At 50.0% G+C, this 20,211-nt stretch carries 19 protein-coding genes; 6 read left to right on the top strand and 13 right to left on the bottom strand.

Annotation, left to right across the window (positions count from 1 at the left end; translation table 11 throughout):
- Nucleotides 1-89: 89 nt before the first annotated feature.
- A complete protein-coding gene (locus J3999_RS10560) occupies nucleotides 90-620 on the top strand; it encodes a DUF3087 family protein (RefSeq protein ID WP_208127868.1) in 531 nt (176 codons plus the stop codon).
- 99 nt (nucleotides 621-719) lie between these two features.
- Here J3999_RS10560 and J3999_RS10555 read toward each other — a convergent pair whose 3' ends face one another.
- Nucleotides 720-2,156 (bottom strand): sodium-dependent transporter, encoded by a 1,437-nt coding sequence (locus J3999_RS10555; RefSeq protein ID WP_208127867.1) that lies wholly within the window; start codon nucleotides 2,154-2,156, stop codon nucleotides 720-722.
- Nucleotides 2,157-2,208: 52 nt separating this feature from the next.
- Here J3999_RS10555 and murB point away from each other — a divergent pair, with 52 nt between their 5' ends.
- Nucleotides 2,209-3,234: a UDP-N-acetylmuramate dehydrogenase gene (gene murB / locus J3999_RS10550; protein ID WP_208127866.1), complete on the top strand. Its 1,026-nt coding sequence runs from the start codon at nucleotides 2,209-2,211 to the stop codon at nucleotides 3,232-3,234.
- 154 nt (nucleotides 3,235-3,388) lie between these two features.
- On the top strand, nucleotides 3,389-4,021 hold the full coding sequence (locus J3999_RS10545) for an START domain-containing protein (RefSeq protein ID WP_208127865.1): 633 nt from the start codon (nucleotides 3,389-3,391) through the stop codon (nucleotides 4,019-4,021).
- A 7-nt stretch (nucleotides 4,022-4,028) separates the two neighbouring features.
- On the opposite strand, the gene J3999_RS10540 is transcribed toward J3999_RS10545, so the two are convergent.
- Nucleotides 4,029-5,168 carry a mechanosensitive ion channel family protein gene (locus J3999_RS10540; RefSeq protein WP_243755455.1) on the bottom strand — a complete coding sequence of 380 codons (1,140 nt, stop codon included), beginning with the start codon at nucleotides 5,166-5,168 and terminating at the stop codon, nucleotides 4,029-4,031.
- A 33-nt stretch (nucleotides 5,169-5,201) separates the two neighbouring features.
- Complete coding sequence (gene nagZ, locus J3999_RS10535) at nucleotides 5,202-6,308, bottom strand: beta-N-acetylhexosaminidase (protein ID WP_243755454.1); 1,107 nt, start codon at nucleotides 6,306-6,308, stop codon at nucleotides 5,202-5,204.
- 142 nt (nucleotides 6,309-6,450) lie between these two features.
- On the opposite strand from nagZ, the gene J3999_RS10530 reads away from it, so the two are divergent.
- Complete coding sequence (locus J3999_RS10530) at nucleotides 6,451-6,894, top strand: MOSC domain-containing protein (protein ID WP_208127864.1); 444 nt, start codon at nucleotides 6,451-6,453, stop codon at nucleotides 6,892-6,894.
- Between the two features lie 22 nt (nucleotides 6,895-6,916).
- Here the strand turns inward: J3999_RS10530 and J3999_RS10525 are convergent, their stop codons facing one another.
- The 5 genes from J3999_RS10525 to amrB all read right to left on the bottom strand — a co-directional run bounded on the left by J3999_RS10525 (nucleotide 6,917) and on the right by amrB (nucleotide 10,818).
- Entirely contained in the window at nucleotides 6,917-7,678 is a 762-nt protein-coding gene (locus J3999_RS10525; protein WP_371811881.1) for an ABC transporter permease, read from the bottom strand.
- 84 nt (nucleotides 7,679-7,762) lie between these two features.
- Entirely contained in the window at nucleotides 7,763-8,686 is a 924-nt protein-coding gene (gene nikB, locus J3999_RS10520) for a nickel ABC transporter permease (protein WP_208127862.1), read from the bottom strand.
- A complete protein-coding gene (locus tag J3999_RS10515; RefSeq protein ID WP_208127861.1) occupies nucleotides 8,683-9,165 on the bottom strand; it encodes a L,D-transpeptidase in 483 nt (160 codons plus the stop codon). The genes nikB and J3999_RS10515 overlap by 4 nt, the downstream gene beginning before the upstream one ends.
- 198 nt (nucleotides 9,166-9,363) lie before the next feature.
- Nucleotides 9,364-9,996 (bottom strand): AmmeMemoRadiSam system protein A, encoded by a 633-nt coding sequence (amrA, locus tag J3999_RS10510; protein WP_208127860.1) that lies wholly within the window; start codon nucleotides 9,994-9,996, stop codon nucleotides 9,364-9,366.
- Complete coding sequence (gene amrB, locus J3999_RS10505) at nucleotides 9,997-10,818, bottom strand: AmmeMemoRadiSam system protein B (RefSeq protein ID WP_208127859.1); 822 nt, start codon at nucleotides 10,816-10,818, stop codon at nucleotides 9,997-9,999.
- Nucleotides 10,819-10,895: 77 nt separating this feature from the next.
- Here amrB and amrS point away from each other — a divergent pair, with 77 nt between their 5' ends.
- Nucleotides 10,896-11,999, top strand: coding sequence for an AmmeMemoRadiSam system radical SAM enzyme (gene amrS / locus J3999_RS10500; protein ID WP_208127858.1), 1,104 nt, complete (start codon nucleotides 10,896-10,898; stop codon nucleotides 11,997-11,999).
- Nucleotides 12,000-12,037: 38 nt separating this feature from the next.
- Here the strand turns inward: amrS and J3999_RS10495 are convergent, their stop codons facing one another.
- From J3999_RS10495 to J3999_RS10475, 5 genes are read right to left on the bottom strand one after another with little or no spacing between them, the layout of a single operon-like run.
- A complete protein-coding gene (locus J3999_RS10495) occupies nucleotides 12,038-13,570 on the bottom strand; it encodes an ABC transporter substrate-binding protein (protein ID WP_208127857.1) in 1,533 nt (510 codons plus the stop codon).
- A 19-nt stretch (nucleotides 13,571-13,589) separates the two neighbouring features.
- Complete coding sequence (locus tag J3999_RS10490) at nucleotides 13,590-14,942, bottom strand: TolC family outer membrane protein (RefSeq protein ID WP_208127856.1); 1,353 nt, start codon at nucleotides 14,940-14,942, stop codon at nucleotides 13,590-13,592.
- Between the two features lie 2 nt (nucleotides 14,943-14,944).
- Nucleotides 14,945-15,445 (bottom strand): CYTH domain-containing protein, encoded by a 501-nt coding sequence (locus J3999_RS10485; RefSeq protein WP_208127855.1) that lies wholly within the window; start codon nucleotides 15,443-15,445, stop codon nucleotides 14,945-14,947.
- A 37-nt stretch (nucleotides 15,446-15,482) separates the two neighbouring features.
- Nucleotides 15,483-16,370 carry a cysteine synthase CysM gene (gene cysM, locus J3999_RS10480; RefSeq protein WP_208127854.1) on the bottom strand — a complete coding sequence of 296 codons (888 nt, stop codon included), beginning with the start codon at nucleotides 16,368-16,370 and terminating at the stop codon, nucleotides 15,483-15,485.
- A 26-nt stretch (nucleotides 16,371-16,396) separates the two neighbouring features.
- Nucleotides 16,397-17,266 carry a prenyltransferase gene (locus J3999_RS10475; RefSeq protein WP_208127853.1) on the bottom strand — a complete coding sequence of 290 codons (870 nt, stop codon included), beginning with the start codon at nucleotides 17,264-17,266 and terminating at the stop codon, nucleotides 16,397-16,399.
- A 266-nt stretch (nucleotides 17,267-17,532) separates the two neighbouring features.
- Here J3999_RS10475 and J3999_RS10470 point away from each other — a divergent pair, with 266 nt between their 5' ends.
- Nucleotides 17,533-20,151, top strand: coding sequence for a methyl-accepting chemotaxis protein (locus tag J3999_RS10470; protein WP_208127852.1), 2,619 nt, complete (start codon nucleotides 17,533-17,535; stop codon nucleotides 20,149-20,151).
- Nucleotides 20,152-20,211 lie beyond the last annotated feature (60 nt).

Raw genomic sequence — 20,211 nt, 5'->3', positions numbered from 1 at the left:
AAATTCCACCGAATAGCTGACAAATCTCAAATTCTCTCTAAAATAGCCGTCTGTCATTAATGGATTAACGAACGGAAAACGGAGCGGCTATGTTTCAGATCGAACCTATCGACCCAAAGGTCTATCGCACTAAATCACGTAACGCGACCTTAATCATGATGGCCATCTTCATTGTGATCGGCTTTATTTTTGCCAGCCTGAGCGTCCACTACCTTGGCCCGTACAACAATAACCACTTGGTCCTGAACTTTTTGGGCGCTTTTGTCGGCCTGCTGATTACCGCTTTTATCGTCAAGACGTTTATGGCCGACAAACCTTTTATGCACGAGGCAATGTACGGCTTTCGCCTGAAACGCAATTTAATGCATGTCACCAATCGTTTGCGCCATATTCAGGAATCGGCACAGCAAGGCGACCAGCAAGCGATGAAAATCCTGCGCTTCTACCATCTCGGACTGACGCAAATGCATAAATTCGATCAAAACAGTTCGGCCTTGTTGGATATACAGCGAGAGAAAGATGAGTTGGAAAAACGTATGGCGGATCTGGGACTGGAATTAAACCAGATCGAATTCGACCCTGCGTGGACTCAGGAATATAAAGAAAGCAGTCACGACTAGAGCATGCTGCGTCTCTTCAAGAGAGAGCCGCCCCGCTGCTTGCCCGGACGTTTTTTTAAACCGTGTCCTGAAAAGGTTTTAGCAAGCCCTTAAGCCAGACTAAGCCAGACGGCTTTTTCGCTGCCAGATATAGGCGGAATACAGCATCAGGGTGATGCCGACCATAATAACAGTACTGTCGGCCGCAACCAGATTGGAGGCAAAAACCACCATTACGGCAACCGGGGCAATCCATTTGAGATCAAAAACCAGCAGTTTCATCCACAAAGGCGCCAGTTTCAACTGATCTTCGCGTACCTGATCGTTCATAACCCAGGCGACAAATACACACATCAGCATTCCGCCCAGTGGAAGCATAATATTGGTGGTGATGAAATCCAGTGTTTCAAAGATGTTGCGTCCGCCCAATACCTCGAAGTCTTCCCAACGGTTGAAAGAAAATACCGTGCCTATACCGATAAACCAGATCACTGATCCCAGAAGCCATGCCGCTTTGGCGCGTTTCATTCCCCAGCTCTGTTCCATCCAGCTTAAGGCCGGCTCAATCAATGAAATGGCCGAACTCAGAGCCGCCATAACCACCAGAGCGAAAAACAGGGTTCCGAAAAAGACACCGCCCCACATCTGACCAAAAGCAACCGGTAAAGTCTGGAACAGAAGTCCTGGTCCGGACCCCGGTTCCATACCGTTGGCGAACACGATCGAAAAGATCACCAGACCGGCAAGCAACGCAATCAAGGTATCCGCTGCAGCGATCCACAGTCCTGCTTTAATAATCGACTGCTTTTCGCCCAGATACGAGCCGTAAACCATCATTGCCGCCATACCGATACTCAAGGTAAAGAAGGCGTGCCCCATTGCAATCAACACCGCTTCCCAGCTGAGCTTGGAAAAATCCGGACTGAACAGGAAACTGAAACTCTGGCCGAAAGCGCCGGTGGTGGTCGCGTAACCGAGAAGAATCAGCAGGATAATCAGCAGCCCCGGCATCATAAAGTTAATCGCTTTTTCGATACCGCTGCGGATCCCCCGGGAGGCAATCATAACCGTCGCAATACTGACAACCGTATGCCAGAACAGAAGTTGATAGGGGCTTTGCAATAAACCTGAGAAATGTGCACCGACGGCTTCGGTTGAAATATGATCGAATCCGCCCTGCAAGCTGCTGATGAAATAGGCTACACCCCAACCGGCGATAACCGTATAAAACGAGAGAATCAGAACGCCGGCCAGAACACCGTTCAGTCCGAGAAGCCACCAGAGTTTGGAGGCCTTGTGCCGTCGCGTAAGGTTGGCCATGGTTTGCAGGGGGTTGGCGCCACCGGAGCGACCCAGAAGAAATTCGGCGATCAGAACCGGAACTCCGATCAGCAGGATACAGATCAGGTAGACCAAGACGAAAGCTCCGCCGCCGTTTTCACCGGTAATGTAGGGAAACTTCCATAAATTCCCCAAGCCAACGGCCGAACCGACGGCTGCTAAAATAAAGACTGTCTGGGATGACCAAGATTCCTTAGAAAGATTTAGTTGCCCCATAAATATTCCTTTATAATACTCCCCTACTGCGGAATCATTATACACAAATGCTATGCACATTCAGGCCAACTACTCCCTACTCAAACACAACACTTTTCATGTCGATGTAAGCAGTCAATACTACGTCGAGATCAATAAGCAGAGTGATATTCTGACACTGCGCACCGATGTAAAACTGGCCTCTCTACCTTGGCGAATTATCGGTGACGGCAGTAATCTTCTGTTTACCCATGACTTTCAGGGCCTGACACTGCGCTGCAGTTACAATAAAATCCGCGTCGTCAAAGAAGACAACGAAAACGTCTGGCTGACGGTCGGTGCCGGAGTCAAGTGGCACGATCTGGTTAAATATAGCGTCGAAAACAACTGGTGGGGGCTTGAAAACCTCGCATTGATTCCTGGCTCGGTCGGTGCAGCACCAGTGCAGAATATCGGAGCCTACGGAGCTGAAGCTCAGGATGTGATTACCCGTGTACAAACGTTGAATGTATTTGACGGCCAGCATAGAGAATTCCGCAACGCCGAATGTAACTTCGGCTATCGCACCAGCATCTTCAAGCAGGAATACATCAACCGCCTGATGGTATTCCGTATCACAGTGCGCTTGAGAAAATTTGCCAGCGGCAAACCCAACCTTTCGTACGAGCCTCTAAGAGACTCTTTCAGAGACATTATCAACAAAGACAGCATTACGCCGAAAATGGTCTTCGACCGCGTCGTCGAAATCCGCAAGCAACGTGTTCCGGACCCTGCCGTAGAGGGGAATGCCGGAAGCTTTTTCAAAAACCCGGTTGTCGATGCCGACTATTTCAAACAACTCCAGGAACAGAACCCGGATCTACCGCACCACAAAATGCTCGATGGAACCTATAAGATTCCCGCAGCCTGGATGATTGAGCAATGTGACTGGAAAGGAAAACATATCGGCGCGGCCGGCGTTTCCGCACAACATGCGCTGGTCATCGTCAACCTCGGCGGAGCGAAAGGAAACGAACTGGTCGAGTTATCGCAACAAGTTCAGGAAGCCGTTAACCACAAGTTCGGCGTCTATCTGGAACCGGAAGTCATTATCCTCTAACCCCCGCCATTCCTTAGTTTTCAATAACTTATTCTAATCGAATAAGCCTATCCTTAAGACTTATCATTAAATAATATAATCATTTACTTATATTATTTTGCAAAACTTTTAGATATAATCATATCAGTATTTTCTTATATAAGAGGTTTCCGCAATGACTTTACGACAGTTTATGACTGCGGCTGCTATCAGTTTATTCTTCCATACAGGGATGGCTCAGGCGTGGCAGGAACAGACTACCGTTGATAATAACGATGTGCGCGTATGGACCAAAAAAGTCGAAAACTCGGAATTCAAGGCGTTTCGCGGCGAGGTAACGATTGCCGCTCCGATTCAGCAAGTGTTTGATTTTATTTCCGATACGCCAAAAGCCAAAGAGTGGTATTTCAATACTCTGGAAGCGAAACGTATTAAACAGACCGGAGACAAACAGTTTTTGATTTACAGTGTCACCAATGCCCCTTGGCCGGTCAGCGATCGCGACAGCGTAACCCAGGTTACCGTCGATGATGCAAAACAGGACGAAATCACGATCACTCTGCAAGCGAAACCGGATGCGCTTCCGTTAAAAGAAAACAAGGTACGCATTACCGAATTGAACGGCTTTTGGAAGCTGCAGAAAATCAATGACAACACGACTCGGGTCATTTTCGAAATGGCGGCGCAGCCCGGCGGACTATTGCCGAGTTGTTTGGCTAACAGCATGGCGGTAGACATGCCCTATCAATCATTGACCAATCTCAAGGCGAAACTTGAGAGCCATCATACGACCGCAGCCAACTTTTAATCCAGCGTCAGCGTTGCTCTGACGCTGGCTCGCTCGCCGCAGTTTCCACTTCGTCCTTCTCGATGTACAGGGTTCGTGTCGGGAAGGCCATCTCCGCACCATGATTCTCAACGATTTCACTCACTTTCAGCAGTACATCCTGCTTAATCTCGTGGAACAGAATCCAGTTGGTGGTTTTGGTAAAGGTGTAAATAAAGAAATCCAGTGACGATGCGCCAAAGCCGTTGAAGTTGACAATCAACGTCTGAGTGGTGTCGATCTCCGGGTGATTCAGCAACATACTACGTACATCGTCAACGATCAATTTCATTCTACCGACATCTGCGTAACGAATACCCATGGATTCCTTGATACGCCGGTTGGTCATGCGCGACGGATTCTCGATCGAGATATTGGCAAAAATCCCATTCGGAATATACAGAGGACGCTTATCGAAAGTGCGCACCGTTGTCATACGCCAGCCGATATTTTCAACCGTCCCTTCAATATCCTTATCCGGTGAACGAATCCACTCGCCTACCGTAAATGGCTTGTCCAGATAGATCATCAAGCCTCCGAGCACATTCCCCAGCAGATCCTTAGCGGCAAAACCGACGGCAATACCCCCGACCCCACCAAAAGCGAGCAACCCGGTCATACTGACTCCGAAGGCGCTGAGGAAAAACAGACCGGTAAGAACAAACGCCAGCAGTTTGATAATTTTGGCCAGCGCTTCGACGGTTACCTCGTCCAAACGGTCGTCTTCTTTGGCCACATCTTTGAGATGCAGTTCCAGACGCTGTACCAGACGAATCACAAACCAACCGACCGACAAAGTCAGAATGGTCGATTTGAAATCGGTAATGTATTTAACCAGCTCGACGTAAATTCCGACTTTGAGTATCAACGTATTTAACGCCAGAACGGTACCGGTTACCCAGATAAAGAAAGACGCCGGAGAGCGCGCCGCGTCGACAAAACTGTCCAGCCAGATTTTTTCTCTTCTAACCAGCTGGTTATGCAGAACACTTAAAACCTTTCTCTGAATAACATCGGCCACAGCCGTTGCAGTTAAGATCAGCGTAACCATCAAAAGCCATACCTGTCCACCGAACAGCATAACCAGATATTCCCAGAGTTCCATTAAGCTTTGCATGCCGAATGTCATTGATAAAACCTTTAAGAATTGATTCAGTTGGAATTAATTTAACAGTGACGCGGAAAATTCGCCTGTCGTGTTGTCCGTGACATGCTTTTCCGCCCAGCCGTTGAGGTGATCTACTGCCTGTACCGCAGCCTGCCAGAGAGGTTCATAGCGCAGTTTATGAATCTGATGCTGATGATGAGCATGCAGACGAATCAATCTGGCATGACTCAGGAGATCACCGACCCATTGCACTCTGGCCAATACCTGATCCGCAGCCTGCGGATCGTTACAGACCAGAACCAGGTCGCAACCGGCCTGTAACGCGGCTTCAACCCGCTGGGTAACATCGCCATATTCAACGGCAGCCTGCATAGATAGATCATCGCTGATAATCGCGCCTTCAAAATGACACTGCTGACGCAAGACTCTCTGTAACCAGAATTCAGAGAAGCCCGCCGGCTTGGAATCTACCTGAGGATAGATCACATGCGCCGGCATAATCGCATCCAGACCATTTTCGATCAGGCTCAGAAATGGCTGCATATCCTGCTGCTGAATCTGTTGCAGCGTGCGCGGATCGACTGCGGTTTCAGTATGTGTGTCGGCCTCGATAAAACCGTGCCCTGGGAAATGTTTGCCCACCGAGGCCATTCCCGCCTGCTTCATACCATTCATTAAATGCAGCGCCAGTTCGGCCACTTCTTTCGGATGCGCCGCAAATGCCCGGTCGCCGATCACTTTGGAGCCACCGTAATCAAGATCCAATACGGGGGCAAAGCTGAAATCGACGCCGACACTTAACAGTTCTGCGGCCATTAGCCAGCCGATTTTGTGAGCATAATCCAGTGCCGCTTTCTTGTCTTTTTGATACAAAGCGCCCAATAGACGCATAGGCGGAAGATGAGTAAAGCCTTGACGGAAACGCTGCACCCGGCCGCCTTCATGATCAACGCCGATCAATAAACGCGGATGCCGCAACTTATGAATCTCCGTCGTCAAAGCCTGCAACTGTTCGACCGATTCAAAATTCCGGCTGAATAGAATGACGCCGGCGACTTTCGGATCAAGTAAGCGCTCCCGTTCCTGACTGGTCATCGAGGTACCTTGCAGATCAACCATAATCGAGCCTAAAGACATCGCCTTACCGGATTGATTTACCATACAATTCCTTTGCGTCTTGTTTTGTTATTCATACAGTTTTGCCTGTGCAAATCGAGCTGCGTTTTTCATTCTGCTGTCATCGGAACGCTATAAAATAGTAAAAATTTAACCCGATGATTTTATCCTAAACGGAGCTTTTACCATGCCGAAGTTACTGGCCATAGCAACCCATCAACAGAGCCGAGGCCCTATTACTCTTCATCAGCACGCTTTTGTCAATACCGAAAACGGACTTGGAGACCACCAGGGTAATAAACGTGCCAGCACCAGCCTTACCATTCTAAGCCGCGACGCGTGGCAACAAGCTTGTGCAGACGCCGGTGCAGAGATTGACTGGCAGGAACGCCGGGCCAACCTTTTAGCCGACCATATCGATTTCTCGGCGGAGGATATCGGGCGTCGACTGCAAATCGGAGAAAGCGTTATCTGCAGAATCACTCGCGAAACCGATCCTTGTCCGAGAATGGATGAATTGGCCCCCGGGTTGAAAGCCGCCCTGACACCTGACTGGCGCGGTGGCGCACGCTGCGAAGTCCTGCAAGCCGGAGAAATCCAGTGTGGCGACGATATCCGCTGGCTGGATTAATCAAATCAATTTGCGCAAGTGCTTAGGCCTTATGCTGGTGGCGACCTCTGACATCCAAATAGTCGCGTAACTGATCGCCTAACAGGTTGACGGCCAGAACCAGCAGCATAAGCGCAATACCCGGCGCCAGAACCAGATGCGGTGCCACCAGAAGATAACGGGTTCCTTCCTTAATCATATTTCCCCATGACGCCTCCGGCGGCTGGACACCCAGGCCGAGAAACGACAATCCTGCCTCGGCGATGACCGCTCCGGCAATACCAAAAGTGGCTTCCACTCCGAGCGGAGCCAGAATCAGCGGCAGCAGATGACGGTAAAAAATACGGTAGTTCGGTACCGCCAAGGCTTTTGCCGCCAGAATATGTTCCCGAGAACGCAAACTCAAGGTCTGTGCACGCGCCAGACGAGCGAAACCGACCCAGCCGACGACAACCAGTGCAAAGATGACATTTTCGATTCCGGGCCCGAGCACCGCCGCCAGCGCAATGGCCAGCAACAGACCGGGAAAAGCGAGAAAGACATCAATGATTTTGGTTAGAACACGGTCTATCCAACCGCCGTAATAAGCGCTGACGATACCGATAGTGGTGCCGATCATCGCCGAAAACACGACCACACTCAGTGCCACCATTAACGAGGTCTGTGCGCCGAGAACCACTCTTTGCAGCAATGGACGGCCGAGTTCGTCGGTACCGAGAAGGTGCTCGCTGCCGGGCGGAGTCAAAAGCAGGTTCAGATTGACCTGGTTAGCGCCCTCGCCGATAAAAAACGCAGACACTGCCATCAAGAGCCATAGAAATACAAGTAGAAAACTGAACTTACCAATCATCCCTAATCACAATACCTATCGGTAGCAGCCGATATTCCTCTATTTCGCCAGACGGATCCGCGGATCGAGCCAGGCGTACACCAGCTCCGTCAGACCGTTAATACTGATATAGGCGACACTGATTACCAGAATACACCCCTGTACAACCGGATAATCCCGCCGCTGAATCGATTCAACCAGCAGATTTCCCAGTCCCGGCCAGTCGAAAACCACCTCGGTAATCACGGCTCCGCCCAACAGGGTACCCAATTGCAAACCGAGAATGGTTACGACGGGTAAGAGTGCGTTAAACAGCGCATGGCGGCCATACACCTGAATCGAAGACAAGCCTTTGGCCTGAGCCGTACGAATATAATCCTCATGCATCACTTCAAGCAGAGAAGCGCGTAACATACGCGCCAGAATAGCGGCCAAGGCCGTTCCCAGGGTCACCGTCGGCAAAACCCATGACCACGGCTGCTGCGCACCGCTGACCGGCAACCAGCCAAGCCACAATGCAAACACCAGAATCAGCATTGGCCCCAACCAGAAATTCGGAATGGAAACGCCAAGCAGCGAAACCCCCATGGACAAATGATCCGGCCACCTGCCCGCGCGCAGCGCCGCCCAGATTCCTAAAGGGAAAGCGATCAGAATGGCCAGAAAAAGCGACATTACCGCCAGGTGCGCTGTCAACGGAAAACGTTCGGCAATCAAATCGGCAACCGGTTGCTGATAAAACAGCGAATTGCCCAAGTCTCCTTGAACAAGACCGGCAAGATAGTGCCAGTACTGCTGCCAGATCGGCATATCGAGACCGAGCTGCGTTCTCAGCGCCTGTTCGTCTGCCGGAGACGCCCAGTCGCCGAGCATGACGGCAACCGGATCGCCCGGTACCAGATGCAGCAGCATGAAGACCAGCGTTCCGACAATAAAAGAGACAAACAGAATCGATCCGAACAGACGCAGAATAAACCCGATCACAGAAGGATCTCCACTTCGGTTCCGTATCCTATCCGATCGAAAAGTTCCATAATATCGGCATTGCGCATGCGGATGCAGCCATGCGATAAAGGAATTCCCATCGGTTCACAATCCGGGGTTCCATGAATATAGATATAACGTTGCATGCTATCGACATTCCCGAGACGATTGATCCCCGGCTGCATGCCACATAACCAGAGAATACGGGTCAGGATCCAGTCGCGTTCGGGATATTGCTCGGCCAAAGCCTGAGAATAAATCTCGCCGGTCGTCCGGCGACCGACAAAAACCGTATTTTCGGGCGCTCCGCCACCGATTTTGGCGCGAATGTAATGTTTGCCGATCGGTGTCTGCCCCGAATTTTTAGTATTGCCCGGCCCTTTCATAGCCGTACTGACGGAATAGCGTTTAAGCACACGACCGTCCTCTGTTAAATCGAGTCGCTGATCTGCAATGGAAACCTGAATCGAAAACTTCAAACAACAGCCACCTGGCGGACAAATTCATAAAATACGCAACACAGGATTCGACATGATAACTGTCGTACCGAACGCATACACCGATAAAAAAACAAAACCGCCTCGCATTACAGGCGGTGCGGCAACTATTCTAACCTTGTTTTAGAACGCTTTCACAAACCTTAAAGGTTTTATTGGCAATTCCGGCTTAATTCAACACTAGGACGATTCTATCTCCTGCCATTGAGCGCCGAATTTAAACGAATGATAACGTTCGCAGCGAATTTCGCTGCTCCACTGCATAATGCCTCCCTTGCGCATCAGCTGGCGGACAAACTCTTCCTTATCCGGCAATTGCTCCCAAACCGAAGGGAGAAAGGTCGCGCGCCTGAAACCCTGGGTCAGAATCAGACCATCCAAACCCGGCTGCAAACTCTCCAGCAACTGTTCCAGCGTTTCAATCGCTTGTATTTCTTGCGGCGTACTCAAGACGGAAATTTCCATTTCAAGCAAATCGGTTTCCTCAAGCTGTAAAGGGGCAAAACGAGGATCTTTGAAAGCGGCATTGAAAGCATTGGCCACGACATCTTCGGCCAGAGGACGATGCGCCAGCAGACTGCCGATACAGCCGCGCAACTGCTGCTCTTTATTCAAGGTGACAAAACTGGCTCCGGGGTTGGCCAGCTGACCATCCAGATTAAGTTCCGCCGTTAACCCATTGTTTTCAACACCCTTTAAGCCTTTTTCTATCGAACCCTTTGCCAAAGACAACAGACATTGCTGCTGCGGTTCATTCAGCGCATAAGCCGTGTCTATCTGCTTGTATTCTAGTGCATTTTCACTTTTCTGCATTTAGCTCACCTCGTGCGGATTTTCGTACAATGCCCAGGCTCCGTAACCAACGACCCGGCTTTTATCGCCGGCCGTATCACCGGAATTCAAAGTCTGCAAACGCTCGATCTGTAATGACTGCCCTTCCAGCGCGGCAAGCACCCCTTGAATCCCCTTATAACCGCAAGCCTTTTCACCGGAAAGCGCCTGCCAACCCCGAGCCTCAATTAAATCTGCCGTTTCAGCATCTACCTTGCGGGCATCGTCATATTCGAGAAAATGACTCAAATCGCTGCTGATAACGAAATAGACCCCGTCTCTACGCCATAAATCGCGTATCAAATCGACCTCTTCCTGCACGGAAACCGAGCCGTTCAGCAGAGGTAACACCTGCGCATCTGGCAACAGATATTTTATAAACGGCAACTCAACTTCGAGACTGTGTTCGTCCGCATGAGCCGCATTATGAATGCTCAGGAAGTCAAAGCGCTGTAAAAGTTCGTCTCGTAATTTAGCGTCTAGCCCCAGTTCCCCGAGCGGCGTCGCCAAAGCCGCAAAATCCACCGTGCTGACGCCGCGAAATCCGACTCTGTGCGCAGGGCCGATCACGACGACAGTACGGATTTTATCTTGCGCGCCTTTCCATAATTCAAATCCTTTGGCTGCGGTCTCACCGGAATAGATATAACCGGCATGCGGAACAATAATTGCACGGGGTATTGCCGTTTCCACCTTGTTACCCTTCGCCGCATCGCCAAGTGTCTTGGCCAGCCAACCGTTTAAAAGCTCTGCATTATCCGGATAGAAAAGACCGGCTACGGCCGTTGCGCGAATTGATGTCATAAGCATAAAACCCTTGAAAAAATAGTGCCTTTGCCACTATATATAACTGTAAATAAATGATTTTCAAGAGAATACCCATGAAAAATGTCGATTTAGCCGAAGATTCGGTCGTCCCTGTGGGCCACTGGCGCAAACTCGAGAACGGTTTAATTCAATGCGATCTCTGTCCTCGCGAATGCAAACTGCATGAGGGACAAAGGGGGTTCTGTTTCGTACGCGGCCGTAAAGACGATAAAATGTGGCTGACTTCATACGGACGTTCCAGCGGTTTCTGCATCGATCCGATCGAAAAAAAACCGTTGAACCACTTTCTCCCCGGATCCTCCGTGCTCTCTTTCGGCACGGCGGGTTGTAATCTGGCCTGTAAATTCTGTCAGAACTGGGACATGTCCAAAGCAAGAGATATGGATCGGCTGCTCGACCGCGCAGCGCCGCAGAGCCTAGCGCAAGCGGCACAGAGCCACAACTGTGCCTCGGTCGCCTACACCTACAACGATCCGGTTATTTTCTATGAATATGCCCTCGATACTGCCGAAGCCTGCCGCGAAGTCGGCGTTAAAAATGTCGCTGTGACCGCCGGATACATCAGCGAAAAACCGCGCGAATCTTTTTTCAAGGCAATGGATGCGGCCAATATCGACCTCAAAGGTTTCAGCGAACGCTTTTACCAGCAATTAACCGGCGCGAAGTTGCAGCCGGTATTGGAAACAATCGAATATGTCAGTCAGGAAACCGATTGCTGGCTGGAACTGACTACACTGCTGATTCCGGGCGAAAATGACAGTGAACAGGAAATCGCCGCTATGTGCGAATGGATCGCAGAACATTGCGGAGAACAGGTTCCCCTGCACTTCACCGCCTATCATCCCGACTACCGGATGATGGATAACCCGGCCACTCCGGCTGCGACGCTGGAAAAGGCGCGCAAAATTGCCATGCAGACAGGGTTACAGTATGTCTATACCGGAAATGTACTCGATCCCGAAGGCCAAGGGACTTACTGTCCGCATTGCGGCGAAAAAGTAATCGGCCGCACCCGTTACGACCTCAGTGAATGGAATCTGCACAGCAGAGACGGCAAAACCTTATGCAATCACTGCAACAGTGAAATTGCCGGTGTTTTTGCCGAGAAGCCGGGAACCTGGGGCAGTCGTCGCCTGCCGATCAGACTGGACACTTAAAAACATAAGCCTTTATTAACTGGCAATTAGAAAGTCTTTTAAATATTTTTTTGAACATCAAGCAGACCATCGAAACGGCCATCGGCAAAAAGACGATAGCCATGAACATGCTTGCTGTGAATCGCGTACTGATCCTCGTACCATAGAGGCATGGCTGCCAAACTGGCATGCAGGCGACGTTGCAGCTGCCGGTAAAGTTCGGCTTGTTCTTCAAGATCCGGACTCTGTCCGGCACGCAAAATCAGATCATCAGCGACCGGATCGACATAGCGTCCGCGATTAGCCCCTTTCGGAGGAATCGCATTCGACGCGAAAACATACTGGAAAATATCTGGACTTTTAACGCCGACCCAAGCCAGACTGTATAGCTGGAAACGACCTTTTTTAATGTCGTTATAAAAGGTTCCCCAGTCGTAACTCTGAATCTTCAGTTCAATTCCCAGAGGCTTGAGTTGCGCCTGGTAAATGGTCGCCAAACGAATCCGCGTCGGATCATTTGACGTTTTGTAACTCAATTCGATCACCGTCCGGTTCTGGGCGTCTTGTTTCAGCAATTCAGGCGGTACCTGGACCTGTCGTAATAATTCTCGGGCCTTATCCGGATTATATTCATAGTCCGGCATTCCTTCGACACCGCACCAGTGCTCAGGAACCAGAAGCCCCTGCGCCAGTCGTGCATGCCCTTTAAACATGCTGTCGATCACTGCCTGACGGTTAATGCCATGTGCAATCGCCTGACGAAGCGCAGGCTGCTTTAATAGCGGATCGTCAAAGTTAAAACCGATATAACCGAAATTGGTTCCTTCACGAAAACTGACATCAACCCCATCCTGCTGCTGGCAATAATTGACCAGTTCCGGCGACAGATCGTTCTGTAACAGATCCACTTCGTTATTCAGCAGCTTGAGTACCCGCACGGTGGCATCCTTAACCGGAACGAACTCCAACAGAACTTTGTCTTCGCGCCTTTGCAGAACAATCGACTGCTCGGATATTTTCAGACATTGACAGGCACCAGAACCGACCGGATCGAGATGAAACGGGTGCTGCTTCTCAACCAGTTTTTTAGGCACAATACCGATAACCAGACGGCCGACAAACAATGCGTCCACCTGAGTCAGAAAAAAATCGACCGTGTTTCGATCAATAACCTCGATACGCTGAATATTCTTCAGCGATCCGCGGTGCGCGGAACCGAAACCTTTGTCCAAAACACTGTTATAGGTTGCCGCGATATCTTCTGCGGTCAGTAGATCACCGTTGATGAAACGGCTTTGTTCCCTGAGGCGAAAACGGTAATGCGTATCCGACAGCTTTTGCCAGTCGGCCAGGTCGGGAATCGGTTCGAAACGGTCGTTGAAATCGATCAACTTACGATAGAGCAGGCGGTTAACCCGGCTGGAAAGCGCATCGGTCGCCTTGCGCGGGTCAAGCATTTGCGGCCGTCCGGTCACCGCCATGCGGATCGTGGTATAGGCCAGAGGCTGAGAACAGCCGGCCAGCAGTGACGGAGCCGCTGCGGCCGTTGAAACATATTTTAAGAAACGCCGACGGCAATAAAAGTCATTCATAAAGCAGATTCGCCGTCCATCAAGAGGCGTTGCTTCCCGCCTTAAGCAGTCGGTCGAACTCTTCCAGATCCTGCGGTGTCAGATCGCCGAGCGCAGATTCCAGACGCAGACGGTTTAGAACCTGATTGTGCAGGGCTTCGACAAGATTTTTGCGCGCATCAACCTGATTGGCACGTGCACTTAAAACTTCAAGCATATCTTTAAGGCCGACTTTATAGCCTTCTTCCGCCGCTTCGAGGAAAGCATCATTCGATTTGACCGCTTCACGCAGTGCGGCAATCAAAACTTCGCCGCGCTGGATATTACGTACCTGCGAACGGGCATTGAGACGTGCCAGGTTTTTACTGTCACGCAACGCCTCATTACTCTTCTGACTGGCAAAGCGGGCCGCGCTGACATTCGAAGTCGTACTGCCACCGGTGTATAGCGGAACTGTCACATTAACCCCGATTGAGGTGTCGGAAACATCGGATTGATCGGTCTGGTAATTTCGATCGTTATATTGTGCTTGAGCGGAAACGACAGGCCAATACCCCGACTTCTGCACTTCAATCTCCTGCTTGGCGATTTGCGCCTGATAAACTGAAGCGCGAACGCCCAGATTATTCTCCTGAGCCTGATTTTCCACTTCGGCAAGACTCAGTTCATAGTGCGGCAGCTGCGTTTCAAGCGGTAACATTTTCAGAGATTCGAAAGGTTTTCCGGTAATTTTAAGCAACTCTTCCTGTGCCAGATCGAGACTGTTTTCGGCATTAATACGGTTCGATTTTGACAGATCGTAACTGGATTTGGCTTGCAGAACATCCACCTGACTCGCCAAACCGACTTCTGCCGATGCCTGAGCGCTTTCCAGCTGCAACAGATCGGACTTTTCGCGTGACTTGTACAGTTCCAATGTCTGTTCGGCAAGCAACACATTGAAATAAGCTTCCGTAACTTTAAGAATCAACTCTTCTTCGGCTGTCTGTAAAGCAACCTGAGAGGCCTGCAGCGCAATTTCCGACTGATCGATTCGAGCCCAGAGTTCGTGCTGATATACGCTCTGATTCAGGCTCAGCGACATATTGGTATATTCGGCGTCATAACCGGACAGCGAACTATCGGAATTGGTATAGGAAGCGCCGGCCTGAATCTGCGGCAAAAGACCGCCCTCCAACGCATTCAACTGTTCCTTGTCGGCTTCATACTGTGCTTTGGCTTGGGCCAATACCGGATCATACTGCAATGCCATCTGATAGACATCAATAAGCCCGTTCGCCTTGGCATGAGCTCCCTGCGAAAGCCCGAAAACACCGGCGATCAACAACGCCTTCGGAAGCGCTTTGAGCGGATTCCACTGACCTTTAAACTCTTTATTTGGTTGTTGGCGCATAACTAAAATCCTTTTTTCTCGTTTTCGTTCCAGCTCTGGTACGGATATTCGGAAAGACTAATATTATAATAGCGGGCTTCGTGAGTCACCTCTTTACCGGCCCATTCCGGCATGGCTATTTCATCGTTTTCAGACGCCATTTCCACTTCGGCTACAATCAATCCGCTGTTATCCCCGTAAAATTCGTCGATTTCCCAGGTATGACTGCCGTAGTTCACCAGATAACGCATTTTTTCGATCACTGGACCGACGGCCAGCGTTTTTAACATTTTTTCGGCATCTTCCATGGGAATCGAGTATTCATACTCGTCACGACTTAAACCGATCTCAAGACTTTTTATATTGATATTGGCCCGCTCTCCTTCGATCCGCACCCGTACCGAACTCTTTACTGCCCCTTTCAAAGGAGTCAAATAACCTTGTGCAAAATGCGTTTTCTTGTGCGCTAACGCTTTCCAGCTCTCGTCCTCGACTAAAAACTTACGTTCGATTTCCCTTGCCATTTTTTCTTCTTATCCTGCATGATTCTGTTGTACGCGCTTAATTGAAAACACCGGTGGAAAGATAACGGTCGCCACGGTCGCAGACAATCGTCACCACCACGGCGTTTTCCACTTCATTGGCGACCTTCAGCGCCGCAGCCATAGCGCCTCCGGAAGAAACACCCGCAAAAATACCTTCCTTGCGCGCCATCTCGCGCATAGTTTCTTCGGCCAATGTCTGTGACATATCAATAATTCGATCTACACGAGTCTCCTCGTAGATCTTCGGCATATACTCCTTCGGCCAGCGGCGAATCCCGGGGATTGCGGCTCCTTCCTGCGGTTGCACACCGACAATCTGGATATCCGGATTCTGTTCTTTCAGATACATGGAGGTGCCCATAATGGTCCCTGTGGTGCCCATTGCACTGACAAAATGTGTAATTTTCTGCTGCGAATCGCGCCAGATTTCCGGGCCGGTCGAATGATAGTGCGCCAGCGGATTATCCGGGTTGGAGAACTGATCAAGCATAACCCCCTGACCGTCCCTGACCATTTTCTGAGCCAGATCGCGAGCGCCTTCCATCCCCTCTTCCTTGGAAACCGTAATCAATTCGGCTCCATAAGCGGACATGGACGCTTTGCGTTCCATACTCATATTGTCCGGCATAATCAGTTTCATCTTATAGCCTTTCAGGGCCGCTGCCATAGCCAGTGCGATACCGGTATTTCCGCTTGTCGCTTCGACCAGGGTATCCCCCGGCTTAATCTCTCCGCGCACTTCCGCCTGCTGAATCATATACAAAGCAGGACGGTCCTTGACCGAACCCGCCGGATTATTCCCTTCCAGCTTGGCGAGAATCACGCTGTTGGTTTGCGGATTGAGAAGACGCTGAACTTTGACAAGCGGCGTATTGCCGACAAAATCAGTAAGGGTTGCAAACATTCGAATTCCTTCGTAGCAAATTGTATTCAAACGGCACCAGTTCCAATCATCAGGACAGAAGCGATGCTCAACGGAAAAAAGAGGTTTATTATGACATTCATTGCTAGAATTGGGCGCAAAATAGGTAAATTTTCTAAGCTGATTGTCATGTCCGGATTCTCTTTAAGCCATTTTTTCAAATGTACCGCCATCCAGAGCATTGGCACAGCCCAAAGGGTCAGCAGATTTAGAATCATATGCTCCAGCAGCGCCGCCATAATCACTAGTAGAAGCAGACTGCTCAAGCAGGAAAAAACAAACAACGAATAGGCGCTATTATTGCCATAGACGATCCAGACATTGCTGCGGCCGACGCTTCGATCCGCCTGAATATCGGGTAACTGATTAAGCAGCAACAGGTTATTGACCAGAAAAAAACAGATCAATGCAAAAATCAGTGCTGCGCTATCCACCTGGCCGGCAATGACCCAATAGGACCCCAAAAGCATTACCGGCCCGAATCCCAATCCGGCCGCCAACCAATAAACTATTGGACGTCGCGTGATCGTCGAAGTATAAAAACGAATCAAAATCAGACCGATCCCACCCAACACAAGCAGCCACAGGCTTACACTCCAGGAAAAATACAACCCCAACACCAGCAACACCGCAACCATAATCTGATAAGCGCGTTCGGCAAAGCCAAGATCTGCCTGAAAACCGAGCAGCGCCCCGCTGCCTCCGCTAAAAGCGGTTTTAAAGGTAATTGCATCGAGGCCGGATTCGGTGTCCTCGATTTCGTTACGCAAATTAACCGCAGCATGCGCCAACAAGGCGCTAAGCAGTAACAACGCAAGCACAACGGGATGCCAGTCAATGCCTTGATAGGTGCTCAAAGCCGTGGCAGATAAGGGCATTATCAACCCTAATAGAAGAAAATTCGGCCGGCAGGCAGACCAGATCGCCGCGGCCTTTTGCAAAGAAGTCGTGTGCACACCTTTTTCCTAATCAAGTTTATAAGTAATAATTCCAAGAATAACCTTATAATAATTGACGATTATCGGCTACTGCCGTTACAGTTTAGTAACGATTTGACATGCTTTGACGTGCTTTGGCACGCCAGGCGCACATCAAAATCTCCCGGTAATTTTATAAATGATCTAACCCCATCGAGGCTAAATCTATGTCCGCCCAATCTTCGCTCAGAACAAAAGTTATTACCATTGCCACTATCGTCGGCCTCTCAGTCGCATTCGTTATCGGCGTAATCCTGTATTTCACCTCCGTCGCTCCGGTTAAAGGAGAAGTTGAAAACAGACTGACCCATCAAATGAAAACCTTTATCGACGACCAGCTGCATCTAAAGGTTCAGGGCGGAATTACCGGCTCCACAGCACTCAGTTTTAACGATCAGGCAATCTACTCCCTGAGAAGCGGCGAATTATCTGCGGCCAAACAACTGATCGATTCCATTCGCCAACGTTATGCCGATCAGACAAATTATAAGAATATTAAGACGGAATTGATCGCTACCAACGGGCAATCGTTGATTCAATCATGGCATCAAGGCAATCCCAGCACCAATCACGCACAAAATGCTTTTTTCAAAAAAGTTCAACAAGACAAGCAGGCCTTCGGTTCTTTGACGATTGACGAACGCGGTGTTGGCGTAGTCTCTCTGTCACCGGTTCTCTATCAGGGTGAAATGGTCGGTATGCTGTCAATGACGCAAGGTCTGGCTTCCGTCAGCAAAACCTTTGTCAAAGAGAACAACGGTTACTGGGTACTTCTTGTCAGCAAAGAGTATTTACAGAACAAATTCAACAACGCTCAGCTACTGAATAAAAACACCTCAATCGGAAATAACTATGTCGTTGCCAATGACCGCTGGTTTAAACCGGAATCGCTGGAAATGGTCAAAAGCAGCTTTAAAGAAGTCGACGCTAACGATCATCATGTATATGTAAATGGTAATAAAGCCTATATTGACGTGCCGGCACTGGATGAAAACAATCAGGCGTTCGGCCGCCATATTTTCATTCTGGATAAAAACGTCTATGAAGGCCCGATTAATCAGGCGATGAACTCAGCTTGGATGTCGATTCTGGGCATTATTTTCGGCATTATTGTTCTTTCGGGCATTCTGGTAATGGTAGTCACCCGAGTCGTCATCAGACCGCTGGAATCAGTGCAGAAGATGACCGATCAGATTGTCAACAGCGGCGATTTCAGTCAGAAGTTCACGGTTAACGGTCAGGATGAAGTCGGCCGTACCGCGAGCGCTTTAAACAACCTGCTGAATAACATCAGTCAGGCGCTGGACGAGGCCAATAACGTAGTTAAGGCGATTGCCTCGGGCGATTTCTCACGCCAGATCAGCGGAGAGTACAAAGGGGATCTTGGCGCACTGAAAGATGGTGTTAACAGCAGTGCCAAGAACATATCTCATGTAATGCATGAGCTCTCGAATGTCATGCAATCACTTAAGGACGGCGAATACGACATTGCCGTCAACTCGGGGATGGCTCAAGGCGATTTCCGTACCATGCTGGACAACGCGCAAACGGCAATGAATGAGACCAACGAAATCATTCAGGGCATTAACCTGGTCATGCAGGATATGCGTCAGGGACGTTTCAACAGCCGCGTTAACCTGCAAACCAACGGCGAACTTACCACGCTTAAAGAACGCATCAACCAATCGATGGACGAACTTGAACAAGCACTTGGCGAAATCACCAAAGTGGTTACCGCTCAAGCCTCCGGCGACCTGACGCAACGCATTAACGGCGAATATCAAGGCGAGCTGGAACAGCTTAAAAACGCGATTAATCAATCGATTGAACGACTGGCGGAAACGGTCGATCAAGCAGTACACACTTCGGCGACCGTCAGTGACGAAGCCGGAACGCTTTCGCGCGACGCAACCGATTTAAGTTCCCGCGTACAGCAACAGGCAGCGGCTCTGGAAGAGACTTCGGCGACTATGGAAGAGATGAATTCCGCGGTCCAGAACAACACTGAAAGCGCTCATCATGCCGCCGTTCTGTTCGAAGAAGTCAACAGTCAGACCGAGCAGGCAGGTCAGGTCATGGAAAAAACCATTGAAGCCATGGGCTCGATTCAGGATTCAAGTCACGAAATTGCCGAAATTGTCACCCTGATCGACAGCATTGCTTTCCAGACCAACCTGCTGGCACTGAATGCTGCGGTCGAAGCGGCACGTGCCGGAGAACACGGTCGCGGCTTTGCCGTCGTTGCCGGTGAAGTACGCGCTTTGGCGCAAAAATCCGCCGATGCAGCGAAAGACATCAAACAGTTGATTGATTCCAGCGTATTGCGTATTGACCAGGGAACCAAACTGGCCAGCGAGACCGGTAAAGTCATCAAGAGCATTACCGAGTCCATCGATAAAGCCAATGGCATGATCCACCAGATCACCAATGCCTCCGCCGAACAATCCGAAGGCGTTAATCAGGTCTATCAAGCGATCAGCGATATCGATATCGCAACCCAGCAAAACTCGGCACTGGTTGACAGAACCTCTGCGGCAGCGGCGACCATGAGCGAACAGGCGCAAGTGCTGCAACAGAATATGGCCTTCTTTAAAACCGGTAACCAGCCCAGTTACGTCGCGCCGAAAATCAGTTCGCCTGCCGCTCCGGCGCCTAAAGCGACGGCCAAGCAGCCTGCTAAAGCTTCTTCAGCGCCGGAAAAGGAGACGAAAAGCACTGCCAAACCCGCTCAAATCCCCGCTCCCGGCAACAGCCAGAGTGGTGGTGACGAATGGGAAGAGTTTTAAGCTAAATACAATCACCCCATAAATAAAAAAGCCGGCTTCATGCCGGCTTTTTTATTTGTA

Origin of the sequence: Thiomicrorhabdus sp. 6S3-12 (assembly GCF_017571475.1) — a bacterium.
Taxonomy (GTDB): Bacteria; Pseudomonadota; Gammaproteobacteria; order Thiomicrospirales; family Thiomicrospiraceae; genus Thiomicrorhabdus.
This window is presented reverse-complemented; position numbering and strand designations above follow the sequence as displayed.